Below are 15,611 nucleotides of genomic sequence, written 5' to 3' on the forward strand. Positions count from 1 at the left end.
GGATTGGCTTCGGCCAATCCTTTTTGCATGTCTAATGAATACTGACGTAACTCGACTGTGAAGGGGCGCAACTAACGAATCAGGTCCAAGATTGCCTTAAACTCTGACGCTCTACAATCACCAACGAGTTCATACAAACACATCTCTAACCCTGTAATTGTAATACCACTCTCTTTTGTCCGAGCTATCCCTAATTGCTTATTCTCTAGAGTGCGGGAAGACACGCAATCACCAACTAGTTCAACGTTATAACCAAGCCCTGCCAACCCTGTTGCTGTTTGATACACACAAATATGCGCTTCAACACCGCAAACCAACCATGTCGTTACGTTATTAGCTTTAATTGCATCCATAAAGCGAATTGATCCACAGCCATTAAAAGTACACTTTTCTATGGGCTTTAGGTCATCAATAAGTGACGCAATTTCATCCACAGTAGGGCCTAACTTCTTAGCATTTTGCTCTAAGACTATTATGGGTAAACCTAATATCTGCGCACCTTTGATTAACTTCATGCAATGAGAAATCAAAGCTTCACTATCATGTACCAGCCGAGCTAGTTTCCCCTGAACATCAACGACGATAAGCCCTGTATTGTCCTTTTTTAGCATGCGCACCCTCTGCTTAGATTGCCAATCCTATTAACTACCACTACGGAAAATCGTTCCTTTAGGTAAATGTAAGAGCCAATAAAAAAGAGGCAACATTTCCTGCTGCCTCTATCATTACTAGCACTCTACTTTAGAGCTGAATTACCCATTCTTAGGTGGTGTAAATGCCGTTAGCGTTGGCGCTTCACCGACAAACTTTTCAATTTTCACCACCCCAGAATTACCGCAGTTACCATTAGCAAGACGAGAGGTTGGAATATCCATAGTTAGCACATTCGGCCCACCGTTTTTACACATACCGGTTTTAGGATCTAGATCAGGCCATGCGCCCTCGTGTATGCACACACTACCCTGTTTAATTCCATCGGAAACATGAGCACCTACAAGCACCTGTCCTCGGTCATTGAAGGCACGAACAAGATCGCCATCACTTATCCCTCTGGCTTTCGCATCTTCTGGGTGAATAGTAATAGGTTCGCGATTTTGTATCGCATACTCCTTACGAATGTCAGCGTAATTAAACTGGCTATGCAGACGATGCGCCGCGTGCGAAGTCATTAACTGCAACTCACCCTGTTTATAGTTGGCTGCCCATTCAGTAGGCTCTATCCATGTTGGATGGGGAGGACAATCTTCTAATTTGTAGCCCTCAATGGTTTTAGAGAAAATCTCTATCTTGCCGCTTGGTGTACCCAATGGGTTCATCACCGGATCTTCGCGAAAATCACCAAAACGAACAAATTGTGCATTTTTCTCATTCCATTTCATCTCTATCAACTCATTCGCTTCCCAGAATTTGGAGAAGTTCATCATAGGTACACGGGCATTACGTCCACCTTGCTGAGCCGATTTATAGAAGTCACGCAACCACTCCATTTCTGTTTTATTGTCCATATAGACATTTTTACCGCCTGGTCTTAGATATTCAGCCATATCAGAGAAGACATCTAGGTCACTACGAGCCTCAAACTGTGGCGCAACTGCTTGCTTCATAGGAACCAAGTGCTGATTTGAATAGTCTCCGGTCATGGTTAAATCATTACGCTCAAACGATGTCGTAATTGGCAGAACAATATCTGCATGTTTAGCCGCAGCCGTCCAATACGGTTCAGAGATAACGATTAATTCGGGCTTTTGCCATGCCTTAATCAAACGATTGGTGTCTTGGTGATGAGTAAAGTTGGCACCACCTGCCCACCAAATCATCTTCACTTCTGGGAATGTAAGTGTATGACCATTATGTTGATACTGAGCTCCAGGACGCTCGAGACACTCGACAATGCGAGCTACAGGAAATGCAGTCACCGAGCCCTGAACAGCCCAGTCATTACCACCAGCAGATGCCCCGCCTAATGTAGGTGATATTGCAGGTAGTACGCCTGCATCGCGCGTCGGGTTACCCCCATTCGAGTAATGATAAGAATAACCAAAGCCTCCACCAGGTAAACCTACTTGCCCTAGCATTGAGGCTAATGTAGTAAGCATCCAATGGCGCTGCTCACCATATTGTTGACGCTGCATTCCCCAGCCACCCATAAGCATGGTGCGGTTTTCTTTAAAGATTTTAGCCAGTAGCTCAATCTGTTTCACCGATACACCACTGATTTCAGCAGCCCACTGCGGTGTTTTCTTGACGCCGTCCTCTTTGCCCATCAAATACGCTTCGAACTTATCAAAGCCTACGGTGTATTTATCAAGGAACTCGGTATCGTGTTGTTTATTGGCTATCAGTTGATATGCCACGCCCATCATCAATGCAACATCAGATTGAGGGTTAGGAGCAATCCATTGAGCCGCATCACCAAAGAACTCAGCCGTTTCTGAGCGCATTGGGTCAATAATAATGATAGTTTTGCCCGACTTTTTCAGTTGATGAAAGAACTCGAGCCCTTGTCCATCAGTAGAAGACCAAGCAATTTTAAGAGTGTTAAGAGGGTTAAGCCCCCAAAGCACCACAACTTCACTACTTTCTAAAATCACAGGGTAAGTAGTTTGTTGTTCATACACTTCGATAGAGCCAACAACGTGAGGCATGATCACCTGAGCAGCCCCAGTAGAGTAATCACCTAGGTGACCAGAGTAACCCCCAGCCATACTCATGTAACGTTGCAACAAAGTCTGTGCTTTATGCAAAATGCCACTTGATCGCCAGCCGTAAGAGCCCGCAAAAACGGATGCTGGTCCATACTGCTTGCGAATACGCATGTGTTGTTCATGAATTAACTTGTAAGCATTATCCCAAGATACCTGTACAAATTCATCACGACCACGAACGCCCTTCGGATTATTCGGACTTTCTAGGTAGCCTTTACGAACCATTGGGTATTTAACACGTGCTTTGGTATGCACCTGTGATGGTCCTGTAAGCTGCAAACTATTTGGAACAGTCTGAGCTAAGCCACTTTTGGTGGAAACCAACTGACCATCTTTTACTTCACACAATAATGGTCCCATTCGACTGGCGGTTAGAATCAATGCGTCAGAACGACCAGTCGCTGCGCTAACAGGCAACGGGGCAATCGATGAAATTGCCAGCGCACCTGCAGAGGCACCTGCACCTTTCAAAAAACCGCGACGAGAAATATTAGTCATAGTCACATCGTCCTTATTCATGATTTGCCACGTCTTTAGCGTGGTTTTGGAAGAATTTAGTTAAGATCTCAAGGTTTAATTCAGAAATATCAGTTCTGTCTCCCATGCTCTTAGCAACGGGTCCCCATGAGTTAACAGTAAAGTGATGTGGTGCAATCTTGGCGTGACAGGTTGCACAATAAACATTGTCTAACTGTTCGGCGTATGCCCAAAGTGGTTCTGCAGAATCCAGCACAGGAGCCTCAATGGAGCCCGTAAGCTCAGCACTGCGCCACTCATTGCCGTATGCATCTGTTTTAGGTTCACCCAGTTTAAGAGCCCCAATGCCTTGATCTGTTAGTGTCGCCAGAATTGCACGTTGCCCTTCACCCATATAAATGACCGTCTCAGCACCTTTCATTTGATAGCCAGAGACTTTAACAGTGCGCTTGTCACCATCACTCTCAACAGTTGCCAATTTAACCGTTGGGTTAATAGTCGCAAGCTCACCCATTTGAATTCTTTCAATCGGATAAACATTTTCAGCGCTTGGCTGAGTATTTTTAGCTAGGTCAAATAGATGATCAAACTCTGAAGTATCGAGCTCCATTTGTGGCGGGAAATGAGCAACCCCTTTGTGACAATCAATACAAGTTTCACCACTTGTTTGTGCATAAGCGTGCATATCTTGCGCACTTGCAGATTGGTCATAGGTTTCCATTGCTTCCCAGCTATGACAAGAACGACAGGTCGCTGAATCGTTTTCACGCATCTGTTCCCACACCATTTCAGCCATGCCTAAACGATGTTGCTCATACTTTTCTTCGGTATCAATTTTGCCAGTAACAAACTCGTGGTAAACGTCTTTCGAGGCACGAATTTTAGTAATCAAGTAATCCAATGGTTCTTCAGGGATATGGCAGTCAGCACATTCTGCGCGAATCCCTTTGGGGTTACTAAAATGCACAGAGCCTTGGTACTCTAAAAAAGGTTTTTCCATTGTATGGCAGGACACACAAAATTCAGTGCTAGAGGTATAGTGCAGTATTGCAGCTGTACCACCTAGGCTCAGCCAACCAATACCGACACCGATTAGTGCAATCAAAGCGATATAACGTTTCTTCATAGTAGTTTCCTTTGTTTAGCGGTACTTTTTGCACATTCTAAAAGACCGAAACTAAACCATCGGCATGAGTGAATATTTCTACAACTAAGTGTATGAGCGCCACTTTGACCTCTAATCACCAAATAAACGTTCTATTTAGCAGTAGGGCACGTAATTCCCACAACTCTAGTAGGTGAATTACGTTGTATCAAAGAAATGAAAATAAGAATGTGAATTAAAGATGTTATTTGGTAAGAATATTTAGCAGTTAAAGTATTGATAACCTAGAACAATTTCTTGGGATGAAGTCGATTGCGTTAAACCATTTTAATTGTGTTTGGAAGCATGAAATAGTGACACCTATGATATATAAGTGAGCCAGCGTTGTTCTCGCTGGCTCACCATCAGATAAACTTATATTTATCGTTTCTTAAAGGCGGATCTGCCGAGTTATCCCAGACTCTTTAGAGAAGTCTTGGTCATGACTGACCAAAATAAACCCTCCGTTATAACCCTGTAGTGCGGTAGCTAGCATCACCTTGGAATCAAGATCTAGGTGGTTATCAGGCTCATCAAGTAAGAGCAACGGTTGCGTTGGTTGGTGACTCACAATCAGCATAGCAAGCTTCATCTTCTCACCACCACTAAGCAACTTGCCCAAGCGAAATACGCTATCACGGCGAAACCCAATACCTGCCAGTAAGGTTCTAGCATCGCTTTCCTGCATACCCGCACATTGCTGCATTAAGTTGTCAAATATAGAAAGTTCGACATCAATACCACCAAAGTGCTGGTCGAGATAATACACAGGCGTATTAATCTGCAGCTCTCCTTGTTTAAGTGCTAAATCACCAAGCAATGTCTTCAATAATGTCGACTTACCACTTCCATTCCCCCCCATGAGATGAACCTTATCATCTGCACAAATCTGCAGTGTAATAGGCTTTTCACAACCAAATGGCAGTATTCCATCAAGCAGCGAAATCACCTTCCGTGAGCCACTTTGTCTATCGGCAAGGTATAACCTTTGACTCTCCAGTTGCTCTTTTCTCAATTTCAATGTTTGTGTTTTATCGTGCAAGTGAGCTTGCCTTAGCTGCTCATTCTTACTGCGACTTGAGGCTCGTGCGCTTGCTTGATCCTTTTTCGCATCTAGCAAGATCTTTGACTGACTCCCCTCTTTACGCTGTTTATTGCCTTGCGCCGCGCGTTGTTCTGCCTTCTCTCTATTGCGCTGCGCTTGTTCCTCTAGACGCTTAGTTTGCTTGTGCACGTTCGCTAGATGACGCTCTACAGCCTTTAACTCCGTGCGTTTTTGCTCAGCATAGTGGTCATAATTACCACCAAACACGGTAAGACCTAGGCCAGATAGCTCCCAGATTTCCTCCATTTCACGAAGCAATTCACGGTCGTGACTAATGAGTAGAATAGCCCCATTAAAAGAGCGCATAGATTCAATCAACCATTGTTTGGCATTTGCATCGAGGTGATTTGAGGGTTCGTCGAGAATGAGCAGCTCAACATCTTGCTCAAACAATTGCCAAAGCTGTAATCGCGCCAGTTGCCCTCCACTGAGATCAGAGCAAAGTGCATCCGCCCGAGGGGGCAAACCTATCTCTTGCAACTGGCTCTGCAGTCGAATAGCAAGATCCCACTGATCTGCAGCAAGTTCGAACCAGTGCTCTGAGCTATCACCTGCTTCAATCTTGCCAAGTGCTTCAAGCACTTTATCTTTACCCAAAAATTGCGCGATAGTGCTGCCACTCAGCAGTAACTCTGAAGGTTGCTGGCGATAAACTGCTAATGAAGAGGGTAAGATAATATTGCCATCAGATGGCACTACCTCACCACTTAATATAGAAGCAAACAACGATTTTCCGACGCCATTTCGACCGACTAATCCAACTCGGCGCTGGTTCATAGAGCAAGAGATGTGCTGAAACGGTATATCGCCGTTATCAAATTGATGGCTAATATCGTAAGCCTGTAATACTGGCATAATTTGCCTCCTGTATGACAGGGACAACAGCCGTAGCAAGTGCAATAATAAATGCAGTTTTGAGATGAGATCGATGCCAACACACGCAAAGCGCTAAGAGACGGAATAAAGTCTGATGCAACGAAATATCGATAAGTGAGCTACGCCTACTAACCCTGTAAATCCAAAAATAAAATGAGAAATGGATGACAGGTTTAGTTATTCATATTGGCGTAAGCTCCGAAAGAAATGAAGCGGCAATAATAACGAACTGGCGAATAGTTAGTCAAGTTCTCTTGCTGGAGAATTTCCTCTGCATTCAAAACAAAGCCAAAAGGTTACCACCAAAGGTAGCTTGAGGAATTTACTTACTAAGCTTAAACATATGAAAAAAATACCAATACTCTATTCATTGCAACACTGCCCCTATGCTATGAGAGCTAGAAGCGCCCTTATTAAAGCTAACCAGAGGGTTCTCATTCGAGCAATTAAGCTCGACAACAAGCCTGAAGAGATGCTACTCGCCTCCCCTAAAGGCAGTGTACCGGTATTGGTTCTATCAAATAACGAGACAGACCAAATAGTCGTCTTAGAGGAAAGCTTAGAGATAATGGTGTGGGCTTTAACGCTAGATGATCCTGATAATTTATTGCACCACGCAACCCCTCATACATTACCTTTGATGATGGCTTTCATTGCCGAGTTTGAAGACTGTTTCATTCCTTTATTTAACGCGTATAGCTGTGCTAAACGCTATCACAACGACAACCTTCCTCAATGCCGTCAGGCTTGTGAAGACTATTTAAATTCACTTGAGGAAAGGCTGAACAAGCACAACTATTTGTTTTCAGAAAATGAAAGTCTAGTGGATATTGCGTTGTTGCCTTTTATACGAAAATTCGCCAAAGTTGAAAAACAACGCTTTCGACAGAACCCCTACCCTAATCTACGACAATGGCTAGATAGTTATCTACAAAGTACTTTCTTTTCTAAGGTCATGCGACACCACGAACTCTGGCTCGACGATCGAAAAGACTGTTATTTTGAATAATAGACAAACATACATTGGCAATGTCATTCAGCACTTGAAATTGGCTAACAAGTAAGGCGATATTATCCCAACTAGAATTAGCTAAAAAGCAATGGGTATTACTTTCAATAAAGCACGCAAAAAAACGAAAAATATTCTCAATAGTTACACTAAGCAAATGAATCCCTCTCCAAAGGAAAATCAATAACTCACTGATATATAAATGCTTATATTTTCTTTATCACTTTGTTTATGGCTTTTTTATTCCTTCTTTAGCATTGATTGATTTCTTTGTTTCTAATTTTTCTTAACCTGAATATCACTAACGAGATTCAACTTTATAGCCATGGTGTTTTTTCACCTATCGTCTCACTCTATCTACTTAATTGAGTGCTCTGTATCGCTGTAATCTCAAGATTAACATTCCAAAGAACATGCTTTTTGACACATAAAGTGTTTCGCCCGGTCCTTAGTTGCTGGCTTTTCTTTGGAAGATTGGTCTTCAATATTACAAATCAGGAAATGAAAATGAATAAAGTCATCGGTATCGATTTAGGCACAACTAACTCTTGCGTATCAGTAGTAGAAAACGATAAGCCTATCGTTCTTGAAAATGCAGAAGGCGACCGTACAACACCTTCTATTGTGGCATATACAGACACAGATACCTTGGTTGGACAGCCTGCACGACGTCAGGCAGTTACCAATCCTCAAAATACTTTGTTCGCAATCAAGCGATTGATTGGCCGTCGATTTGAAGATAAGGAAGTACAGCACGACCTTAACATCATGCCTTACAAGATTATCAAAGCAAACAATGGTGACGCATGGATTGAAGCAAAAGACAAAGAAATGGCACCACCTCAAGTTTCTGCTGAAATCCTAAAAAAAATGAAGAAAACGGCTGAAGATTACCTAGGTCACAAAGTCACTGATGCTGTTGTCACGGTTCCAGCTTATTTCAACGATGCGCAGCGTCAAGCAACTAAAGACGCAGGTAAAATTGCCGGTCTAAATATTCAACGCATTATCAATGAGCCTACAGCTGCAGCTCTTGCTTACGGTCTTGATAAAAACAGCAAAGATAAAACAGTGGCCGTTTACGATCTTGGCGGCGGTACTTTTGACATCTCTATCATTGAAATCGATGAGGTGGAGGGCGAAAAAACCTTTGAAGTTCTTTCTACAAATGGGGATACCCATCTAGGTGGTGAAGACTTTGACAACCGCCTAATTAATTACTTGTCTGATGAATTCAAAAAATCGCAAGGTATCGATCTTACCAAGGATCCTTTGGCAATGCAGCGCGTTAAAGAGGCTGCAGAGAAGGCAAAAATAGAACTCTCTTCGGCTCAGCAAACTGATGTAAACCTTCCTTATATCACCGCCGATGCGACAGGGCCAATGCACCTAAACATTAAGATCACCCGAGCTAAACTAGAAGCCCTTGTTGAAGACCTAGTTGAACGCTCTATTGAGCCTTTAAAAATTGCACTTGAGGATGCTGGACTCGCAGCAAAAGACATTACTGACGTTATCTTGGTTGGTGGTCAAACTCGTATGCCACTTGTACAAGCAAAAGTAGCTGAGTTCTTTGGCAAAGAAGCACGTAAGGATGTTAATCCTGATGAAGCCGTTGCTATGGGTGCTGCAGTTCAAGGCGCTGTCCTTTCTGGTGACATCAAAGACGTACTTTTGCTCGACGTTACTCCTCTATCTCTGGGTATTGAAACCATGGGTGGCGTAATGACAACCGTTGTTGAAAAAAACACCACTATCCCAACCAACGCCAATCAAGTGTTTTCCACCGCTGAAGACAACCAAAGCGCAGTAACCATCCATGTGCTTCAAGGTGAACGTAAACAGGCGCAATTTAATAAATCTCTTGGTCAATTTAATCTAGAAGGTATTCAACCAGCACCACGCGGCCTTGCTCAGATCGAGGTAACTTTTGATCTTGATGCCGATGGTATTTTGAACGTATCGGCAAAAGATAAGCAAACCGGTAAAGAGCAGAAAATCACCATTCAAGCCTCTTCTGGTCTGAGTAGTGATGAAGTTGAGGAAATGGTTCAACAAGCAGAAATGAATAAAGATGCTGACAAGCAGTTCGCAGAGTTAGTTCAATTGCGAAATCAAGCTGATCACCTAATCCACACTGTTCAAAAACAAATGGAAGATTCTGCAAGTGTGCTCTCAGAAGAAGAGAAGCAAACCACCGACAAACTCATTGTCGCGCTTGAAGCCGTTAAAGATACAGATAATAAATCTGAAATTGAAACAGCAACCCAAGCCCTGTTACAGCAATCGCAAAACCTAGCGCAACGTAATAGTGAATCACCAGATGCAACTTCATCGAACAAAGCTAAAGACGACCAAGATGTCGTTGATGCTGATTTTGAAGAAGTCGAATAATAGCAATCACTAAGATAGGCGCAATGGCGCCTATCTTAAATTATTAATATGGATCAATAACATGTATGACCTATTCATCGTATCGAGTGCTGTTTTATTGTTAATTGCTGTAGTTTTCTGGGATCTTTTTTTATTTAAGCAAATACACAAGCAATCCCTTTATAAAAGCATGGCGAACAAACTAAAACACATCACTACTATAAAGAAACCTAGTGCTCAAAAGTAAGCTTAATATCTAGAAGATAACAATAGAAGTAAACACAACATGGCTAAAAGAGATTTTTATGACATCCTTGGCGTGGGCAAAGGAAGCTCAAAAAAAGAGATAAAAAAAGCATATAAGAAGCTAGCAAGTCGATATCATCCCGACAAAAATCAAGCCCCTTCCGCGAGCGAAAAATTTAAAGCGGTAAAAGAAGCCTATGAGACTCTGTCTGATCAGGATAAACGAGCTCAATATGATCAATATGGCCATGCTGCATTTGATGACTCATTTCATTCTCGACAGCAACAGTATCAACGCGACCCTAATCGCTCAGGTTTTGCTCATAGTTCCGGGACACATCAAGGGTTTGGCGGTTTTGAAGGTATGTTTTCTCAAAATCGAACCAGCGATTTCAACTTCGAGGATATCTTCTCAGGAACGCGAGGAAATAGAGGTCCAATAGCCGGCGAAAATCTTGAGTTCACACTGCAAGTTGAACTCAAGGACGCACTCCTTGGGACAGAAAAAATCATTCATCTTCCAATAGGAAATGAAAACAAAAAGATAAAGGTAAAAATACCTTCTGGCACTAGGTCCGGAAGGAAAATCCGGTATGCCGGTAAAGGGCAGACTAGTGCTAGTGGCGGGCAAAATGGCGACCTAATTATTCACATTCACACTATAGAAGATGAACAATTACGCATTAATGGGAATGATCTAACCTACTTAGAAACCATTGATATATTTACTGCGATGGGCGGTGGTGTAATCAATGTTAAGCCACTTGATCAAGCTTATAAAATAACTATTCCTGCTGGTACTCAAAATGGAAAGTTATTTAAGCTAAAAAGCAAAGGCATTGAAGGTGGTGATCTCTATATAAAAGTGAATATTCACATTCCTAAATGTTCATCTACAGAACAATTATCAGCGCTAACCGCGTTAAAAAATAGCATTTAAATTAAGAGAACGTTATGCAAGACAATGAGTTAGAAGCAACTGTCACTGAAAATATAGCCATGTTGAAAAATGAAATTCTAGCATTGGAATTAAAAAATAGAGAACAACAGACAGACATATTGAGAGCCAAGGCAAATCTAGAAAATACCCGTAGGCGTTCAGAAAAAGAGCTTGAAAAGGTGCGCTTATACTCTCTGACTAAGTACAACGAGGCATTAATTCCAGTAATTGATAGTTTAGAACTAGCATTATCCAATCTATCTGAGGAAAATGATTATAATTATCAAGGCTTAGAGATAACCTATGACATGTTAATTACTACAGTAGCAAAGTTTGGCCTGGTGAGTATCAACCCTTTGGGCGAACCGTTTGACCCTAAATATCATGACGCTATAGCGACCGAATCAGGCCACTCTAGCAATGGGAAACATATTGTGAAAAATGTCCTTCAAAAAGGATACCTATTGAACGATCGGGTTATTCGTCCCGCCTTAGTGATTGTCACCCACTAGCTGTTCAACAAGATCTCGTTGTGTAGAGATCATGCATTCATTAAATATCAATCACTTATATAAATAAAGGCCAGATAATCGCTGCCAGTTCTGCTGGCATTGACGGCCACGCTCTGAGCGCAAATACAATTTAATGCCCATTGATGCTAATCAATGTAAATAAATGAACAGCCTAGTTCATTAAAACAACAATATAGTCTAATCTATTAAAAATCATCAAGTTAGTTGGTGCTATAAGCGCTTTTTCATCTGTTGATTATAAACCTTTACGGATGGCGCAAAATGGGCATCCGACGATCACTAAGCCTTTATAGTAACCACATCAACACGACATTGCAGCCCAATTAAATAGGTGTACTCAGATATGAAAAAACTACTTCTTGCATCCCTCATCTTGGCATCAACCTCTGCATTCGCGTCCATAGAAACCAAGGACTGGCACGATCAAGCGACACCTAAAGCTCAGCAGTTTGTCATAGATAATATCGCTATCGATTTTTACGCATCCCCTTTCCAAACTGGTTGGGATAAAGATTCAGAAGTTGCTCAGTACATCGACTTAGCACATCAGAGAGGTATCACTGGCGCTTCTATTACCTTAGGCGCACCACACACTCCAACATGGATTGCATTCCAGTCGGAATATCAAAAGTGGAATCATGCAATAAAAGCAGCAGACAGCAAAGTCCGTATAATCAATGCACCTGAAGACTTCGAGCTAGCACACAAGAATGGTGAATACGCTATCATGTGGAACTCCCAAACTACCATGATGCTTGAGGGTGATGCCAACAAGGTAAAAGAACTGGAGAACATGGGCATCAAAACCATGCAGCTTGTTTATAACGGTAAAGAACAAACCGGTGTAGGTGTAATTTCTAGCATGGGCGGGGACAAATCAGGTTTGACTGATTTTGGTAAGAAGGTTATCGATGAGATGGTAGAACACGGCATCACTGTTGACCTGTCACATACATCGAATCAAACAACCAAAGACATCACCGACTATATGAAGAAATATCATAAGGGTATCCCCGCTATTTATTCACATTCACCGTTAGCCTCTACCTATGGTTGTGAGCCTCATGAAACTGTACCTGAAACTCAAGAACGCATGGCAAGCAATGGATTGAAGAAAGGTGATGAGGACTACCGCCTTGCACCTTGTTATCGCCTAATATCGGATGAGCAAGCTAAAGCAGTGGCCGATATGGGAGGTGTCATATCCGTCACTGGTACAGAGTGGATGATGGACGGTGTTTGGCCAGAGGACATTACACCAAAACAATATGCCGAAATGATCGATGGTGCAGTAAAAGTAGTAGGTATTGATCATGTTGGTATTGCTACCGACGATATGATGAAGACAGAAAAAGTAGTCGCATTTGCCAAAAAGCATGCGGATAAATATACCGACAACGGTTATATGATTTACGCATTCGATCAAGGCGCTACAGGATGTGCAGAACTTTCTAAACACCTAGCGGCGACGGTCGATGAGTTGTGGAAAATGGGTTATACGGACGAAGATCTGCGTAAGTTATTTGGTGGAAACCTAATTCGTGTTTATCAGCAAACGTGGAAATAATCAAAATAGCAACAACTAAACGGCCTTCGGGCCGTTTTTTGTAGGATGGTATCCTACGTCAACGATTAACTTATTTATGAGCAACCGGGTAATCTTCTGTGAATACCAATACGCTGCAAATCATTTGCCAGGCGGTTGAAGTTTAACTAGGAGAAACCATGAATAAGATCATCAAAACTATTCAACTGAGCATCATTACTTCTGCACTTATCGCTGGTGCAGCGGCAGTTAATGCCAAGGATGTTGTAGAATCAACAGACGTAATGAGAAGCGAAGCACACGTAGCAACTGTCTCTTCTGATCAGCAAGCTACCATCAACGCAGTAGAACACAACCAAGCTCTAATTGAACTAGAAGGTACTGGCGATGTGGACCACTACATCGAGACTAACAATACACAAGAAAGCAACACACGCTCAATTCCTAAGTGTGACAACTTGTCTGTACCCTCTGGCGTAAAAGATAGCATCCACTGCGAATAGTTTATTCAACATTAAGGGACAATATCGACACGTCGGTCAATATCAGGACTTAAAACGGTTGAACCGACCTTTATTGCTCTTTGCAATCCTCGCAAAGACAATTGACTTCCAATTGCTCGCTGGCAAAGACAAAGCCAGCATCAGCGACATTTTGTCTTAGCTCATTGATAAGCGCTGAATCAATACTTACTTCTTTTACCTTAAAGCAATTAGAGCAAATCAAAAACTGCGCTGTTTCATGGCTATGAGCACAGGTAATGTGCATGCATGAGATGTATTTATTAGCAATTTGCAGCCTATGCACTAACCCTTGTTCTTGCAGAAAATCCAATATGCGATAAACCGACATCGCCGACATGCTTTGACCAAACCGCTCTTTATATAAATCAACGACCTCATAAGCCGATAATGCTTTAGGTGTTCCAATTAGACATAGAAGAATCTTCTTTCGTTTTTCAGTCAACTGTCCACCATTTTGCTTACACTTTGTAGTCGCATGTTCAATGATGGCTTTCGTGTTAGAACTTTCGTGAGGGTCTTGCATAGATATCTTAAGATCTGCTTATTTAGCGTACATATGGTTGGTTAGTTTACTCTAAAACCCAACCATTTTCTCGCTCTTTACATCGACACTGCACTCTCCAAAAAAATACACATACCATTCAAGGTCTATCAACTTATAACAATCATAGTAAGTAAATAGTCAGAAATAGCGTTGGAAAAACACTTGAGAACAAGGCTGAACACACCAAAAATGCGTGGAATTGACCATGCTAGAATAGTATTCAATTTCCATTAAGTGTGACCAGTGAGGCTCCGATCTTGCAAAATGACTTGGACGACGACAAAGCGGAAAATCCCGCCCCAACCTTCTATTGTTATGAAACCAATTCTCTTGGGAGTGTTGACCGAGATAATACGGTCACTGATTTTGATGAGACATCTATTCATTATCAGCACAGCACTAGAGAAAATTCTCTGGTGCTCTTTATCTGCACTAGTAGATCGAACGAGCTTCGCAAATAAGACAAAAACCTACGAAATCAAAGACTTTCTATTCTGTAATAAGATACATTATTGCGTCACTATCAATTCAATCTCCACAACCTATCTATCTGTATGAAAAAGCCTACCGTTTATGATATTGCACGTCATGCAGGCGTTTCCGTAAGCACAGTTTCTCGCTTCAACAACCAAACGGGATATATCACAAGAGAAAAAGTCCAAGCTATAGAACAAGCCATCTCAGCACTCGGCTTTAATGCAAAAACAACCAAGCACCACGGAAACAAGGCTCGTAGCATGAAGATCGGAGTGATAGTGCCCACCTTCGATAATTCATACTTTGCGAGCATCTTAAACGGCATGAGTCATTGCGCTCAAGGCAGTGCCTACAGCTTGCGAATTGAGAGCTCACGCTTTAGCAAAATCCGAGAGCAGAAGATCATTAAACAAATGCTCGATTTAGATGTAGATGCTCTTGTACTGGTGGTCAGCTTGCTCAATGAAGATGAAATAAAGCGATTAGTCGGGCATCTTCCCATACTCATTGTCGCAGGCTCAGATAAAGGCTCTCTGCCGATACTCAAGATTGACAATGTGATTGCAGGAAAGATTGCTACAAATCATTTAATACAGCTAGGGCACACCAAAATTGTTCATGCATATGGCCGTTTGAACGAAGGACCAGATGCCAAGGACCGGCTTGAGGGATACAAACAGAGCTTGCTAGAAGCCGGATTACAAATTGATCCAAGACTCATTGTCGATGGAGGGTACTATACCGAGCCTTCCTGCAATGCAGTTATTCAGCTTATCAAAGATGATATTCCATTCAGTGCTGTATTTGCTGCCAATGATTTAAGTGCTTATGGTGTGATTCAAGCTCTAAAAGAACATAATATTAATGTTCCACAGCAAATATCTGTTATCGGTTTTGACGACCTCTATACCTCAGCAATATTCACACCAGCCTTAACTACGATACGTCAGCCATTATATGACATAGGTACGATAGCACTGGATCATATATGCGACATAATGAGCAACAATGCCGATACGCCGTTTATTCCACCCGTAGAGCTCATTATCAGAGGCAGCACATCCAAAGCGGTCAATTAAGTACAAAAAAACCGCTTAGCCAACGGGGCAAAG

Annotated in this window: 12 protein-coding genes; 7 read left to right on the forward strand and 5 right to left on the reverse strand. The window is 42.1% G+C overall.

The features are described from left to right. Positions 1-71 precede the first annotated feature (71 nt). The 4 genes from OCU48_RS08580 to OCU48_RS08595 form a co-directional block, all read right to left on the reverse strand. Complete coding sequence (locus tag OCU48_RS08580; protein WP_141344186.1) at positions 72-611, reverse strand: isochorismatase family protein; 540 nt, start codon at positions 609-611, stop codon at positions 72-74. A 141-nt stretch (positions 612-752) separates the two neighbouring features. Continuing rightward, positions 753-3,203 (reverse strand): molybdopterin guanine dinucleotide-containing S/N-oxide reductase, encoded by a 2,451-nt coding sequence (locus tag OCU48_RS08585; protein ID WP_141344187.1) that lies wholly within the window; start codon positions 3,201-3,203, stop codon positions 753-755. A 13-nt stretch (positions 3,204-3,216) separates the two neighbouring features. Continuing rightward, positions 3,217-4,308: a NapC/NirT family cytochrome c gene (locus tag OCU48_RS08590; protein ID WP_141344188.1), complete on the reverse strand. Its 1,092-nt coding sequence runs from the start codon at positions 4,306-4,308 to the stop codon at positions 3,217-3,219. A gap of 409 nt (positions 4,309-4,717) precedes the next feature. Then, positions 4,718-6,286, reverse strand: a complete 1,569-nt coding sequence (locus tag OCU48_RS08595; RefSeq protein ID WP_141344189.1) for an ABC-F family ATP-binding cassette domain-containing protein — start codon at positions 6,284-6,286, stop codon at positions 4,718-4,720. Between the two features lie 364 nt (positions 6,287-6,650). Here OCU48_RS08595 and OCU48_RS08600 point away from each other — a divergent pair, with 364 nt between their 5' ends. The 6 genes from OCU48_RS08600 to OCU48_RS08625 all read left to right on the forward strand — a co-directional run bounded on the left by OCU48_RS08600 (position 6,651) and on the right by OCU48_RS08625 (position 13,457). Further along, complete coding sequence (locus OCU48_RS08600; RefSeq protein WP_167496152.1) at positions 6,651-7,316, forward strand: glutathione S-transferase; 666 nt, start codon at positions 6,651-6,653, stop codon at positions 7,314-7,316. Positions 7,317-7,823: 507 nt separating this feature from the next. Beyond that, positions 7,824-9,710 carry a molecular chaperone DnaK gene (dnaK, locus tag OCU48_RS08605; RefSeq protein ID WP_141344190.1) on the forward strand — a complete coding sequence of 629 codons (1,887 nt, stop codon included), beginning with the start codon at positions 7,824-7,826 and terminating at the stop codon, positions 9,708-9,710. A gap of 265 nt (positions 9,711-9,975) precedes the next feature. Continuing rightward, positions 9,976-10,875, forward strand: coding sequence for a DnaJ C-terminal domain-containing protein (locus OCU48_RS08610; protein WP_141344191.1), 900 nt, complete (start codon positions 9,976-9,978; stop codon positions 10,873-10,875). Between the two features lie 14 nt (positions 10,876-10,889). Continuing rightward, a complete protein-coding gene (locus tag OCU48_RS08615; RefSeq protein WP_141344192.1) occupies positions 10,890-11,387 on the forward strand; it encodes a nucleotide exchange factor GrpE in 498 nt (165 codons plus the stop codon). Positions 11,388-11,751: 364 nt separating this feature from the next. Then, positions 11,752-12,975, forward strand: a complete 1,224-nt coding sequence (locus OCU48_RS08620) for a dipeptidase (RefSeq protein ID WP_141344193.1) — start codon at positions 11,752-11,754, stop codon at positions 12,973-12,975. Between the two features lie 158 nt (positions 12,976-13,133). Beyond that, positions 13,134-13,457, forward strand: coding sequence for a hypothetical protein (locus tag OCU48_RS08625; protein ID WP_141344194.1), 324 nt, complete (start codon positions 13,134-13,136; stop codon positions 13,455-13,457). A 70-nt stretch (positions 13,458-13,527) separates the two neighbouring features. Here OCU48_RS08625 and OCU48_RS08630 read toward each other — a convergent pair whose 3' ends face one another. Beyond that, positions 13,528-14,001, reverse strand: coding sequence for a transcriptional repressor (locus OCU48_RS08630; RefSeq protein ID WP_141344195.1), 474 nt, complete (start codon positions 13,999-14,001; stop codon positions 13,528-13,530). Between the two features lie 533 nt (positions 14,002-14,534). Between OCU48_RS08630 and OCU48_RS08635 the strand changes: the two genes are divergently transcribed. Beyond that, a complete protein-coding gene (locus OCU48_RS08635) occupies positions 14,535-15,578 on the forward strand; it encodes a substrate-binding domain-containing protein (RefSeq protein WP_337983890.1) in 1,044 nt (347 codons plus the stop codon). Positions 15,579-15,611: the final 33 nt, after the last annotated feature.

This window comes from Vibrio inusitatus, from assembly GCA_024346935.1.
Classification (GTDB): Bacteria; Pseudomonadota; Gammaproteobacteria; order Enterobacterales; family Vibrionaceae; genus Vibrio; species Vibrio inusitatus.

What these genes read in the sequence shown, in the direction of transcription:
- OCU48_RS08630 (WP_141344195.1), bottom strand. Translation starts at nt 14,001, where the DNA reads ATGCAAGACCCTCACGAAAGTTCTAACACGAAAGCCATCATTGAACAT.
- OCU48_RS08585 (WP_141344187.1), bottom strand. Translation starts at nt 3,203, where the DNA reads ATGACTAATATTTCTCGTCGCGGTTTTTTGAAAGGTGCAGGTGCCTCT.
- OCU48_RS08620 (WP_141344193.1), top strand. Translation starts at nt 11,752, where the DNA reads ATGAAAAAACTACTTCTTGCATCCCTCATCTTGGCATCAACCTCTGCA.
- OCU48_RS08590 (WP_141344188.1), bottom strand. Translation starts at nt 4,308, where the DNA reads ATGAAGAAACGTTATATCGCTTTGATTGCACTAATCGGTGTCGGTATT.
- OCU48_RS08600 (WP_167496152.1), top strand. Translation starts at nt 6,651, where the DNA reads ATGAAAAAAATACCAATACTCTATTCATTGCAACACTGCCCCTATGCT.
- OCU48_RS08615 (WP_141344192.1), top strand. Translation starts at nt 10,890, where the DNA reads ATGCAAGACAATGAGTTAGAAGCAACTGTCACTGAAAATATAGCCATG.
- dnaK (WP_141344190.1), top strand. Translation starts at nt 7,824, where the DNA reads ATGAATAAAGTCATCGGTATCGATTTAGGCACAACTAACTCTTGCGTA.
- OCU48_RS08625 (WP_141344194.1), top strand. Translation starts at nt 13,134, where the DNA reads ATGAATAAGATCATCAAAACTATTCAACTGAGCATCATTACTTCTGCA.
- OCU48_RS08595 (WP_141344189.1), bottom strand. Translation starts at nt 6,286, where the DNA reads ATGCCAGTATTACAGGCTTACGATATTAGCCATCAATTTGATAACGGC.
- OCU48_RS08580 (WP_141344186.1), bottom strand. Translation starts at nt 611, where the DNA reads ATGCTAAAAAAGGACAATACAGGGCTTATCGTCGTTGATGTTCAGGGG.
- OCU48_RS08610 (WP_141344191.1), top strand. Translation starts at nt 9,976, where the DNA reads ATGGCTAAAAGAGATTTTTATGACATCCTTGGCGTGGGCAAAGGAAGC.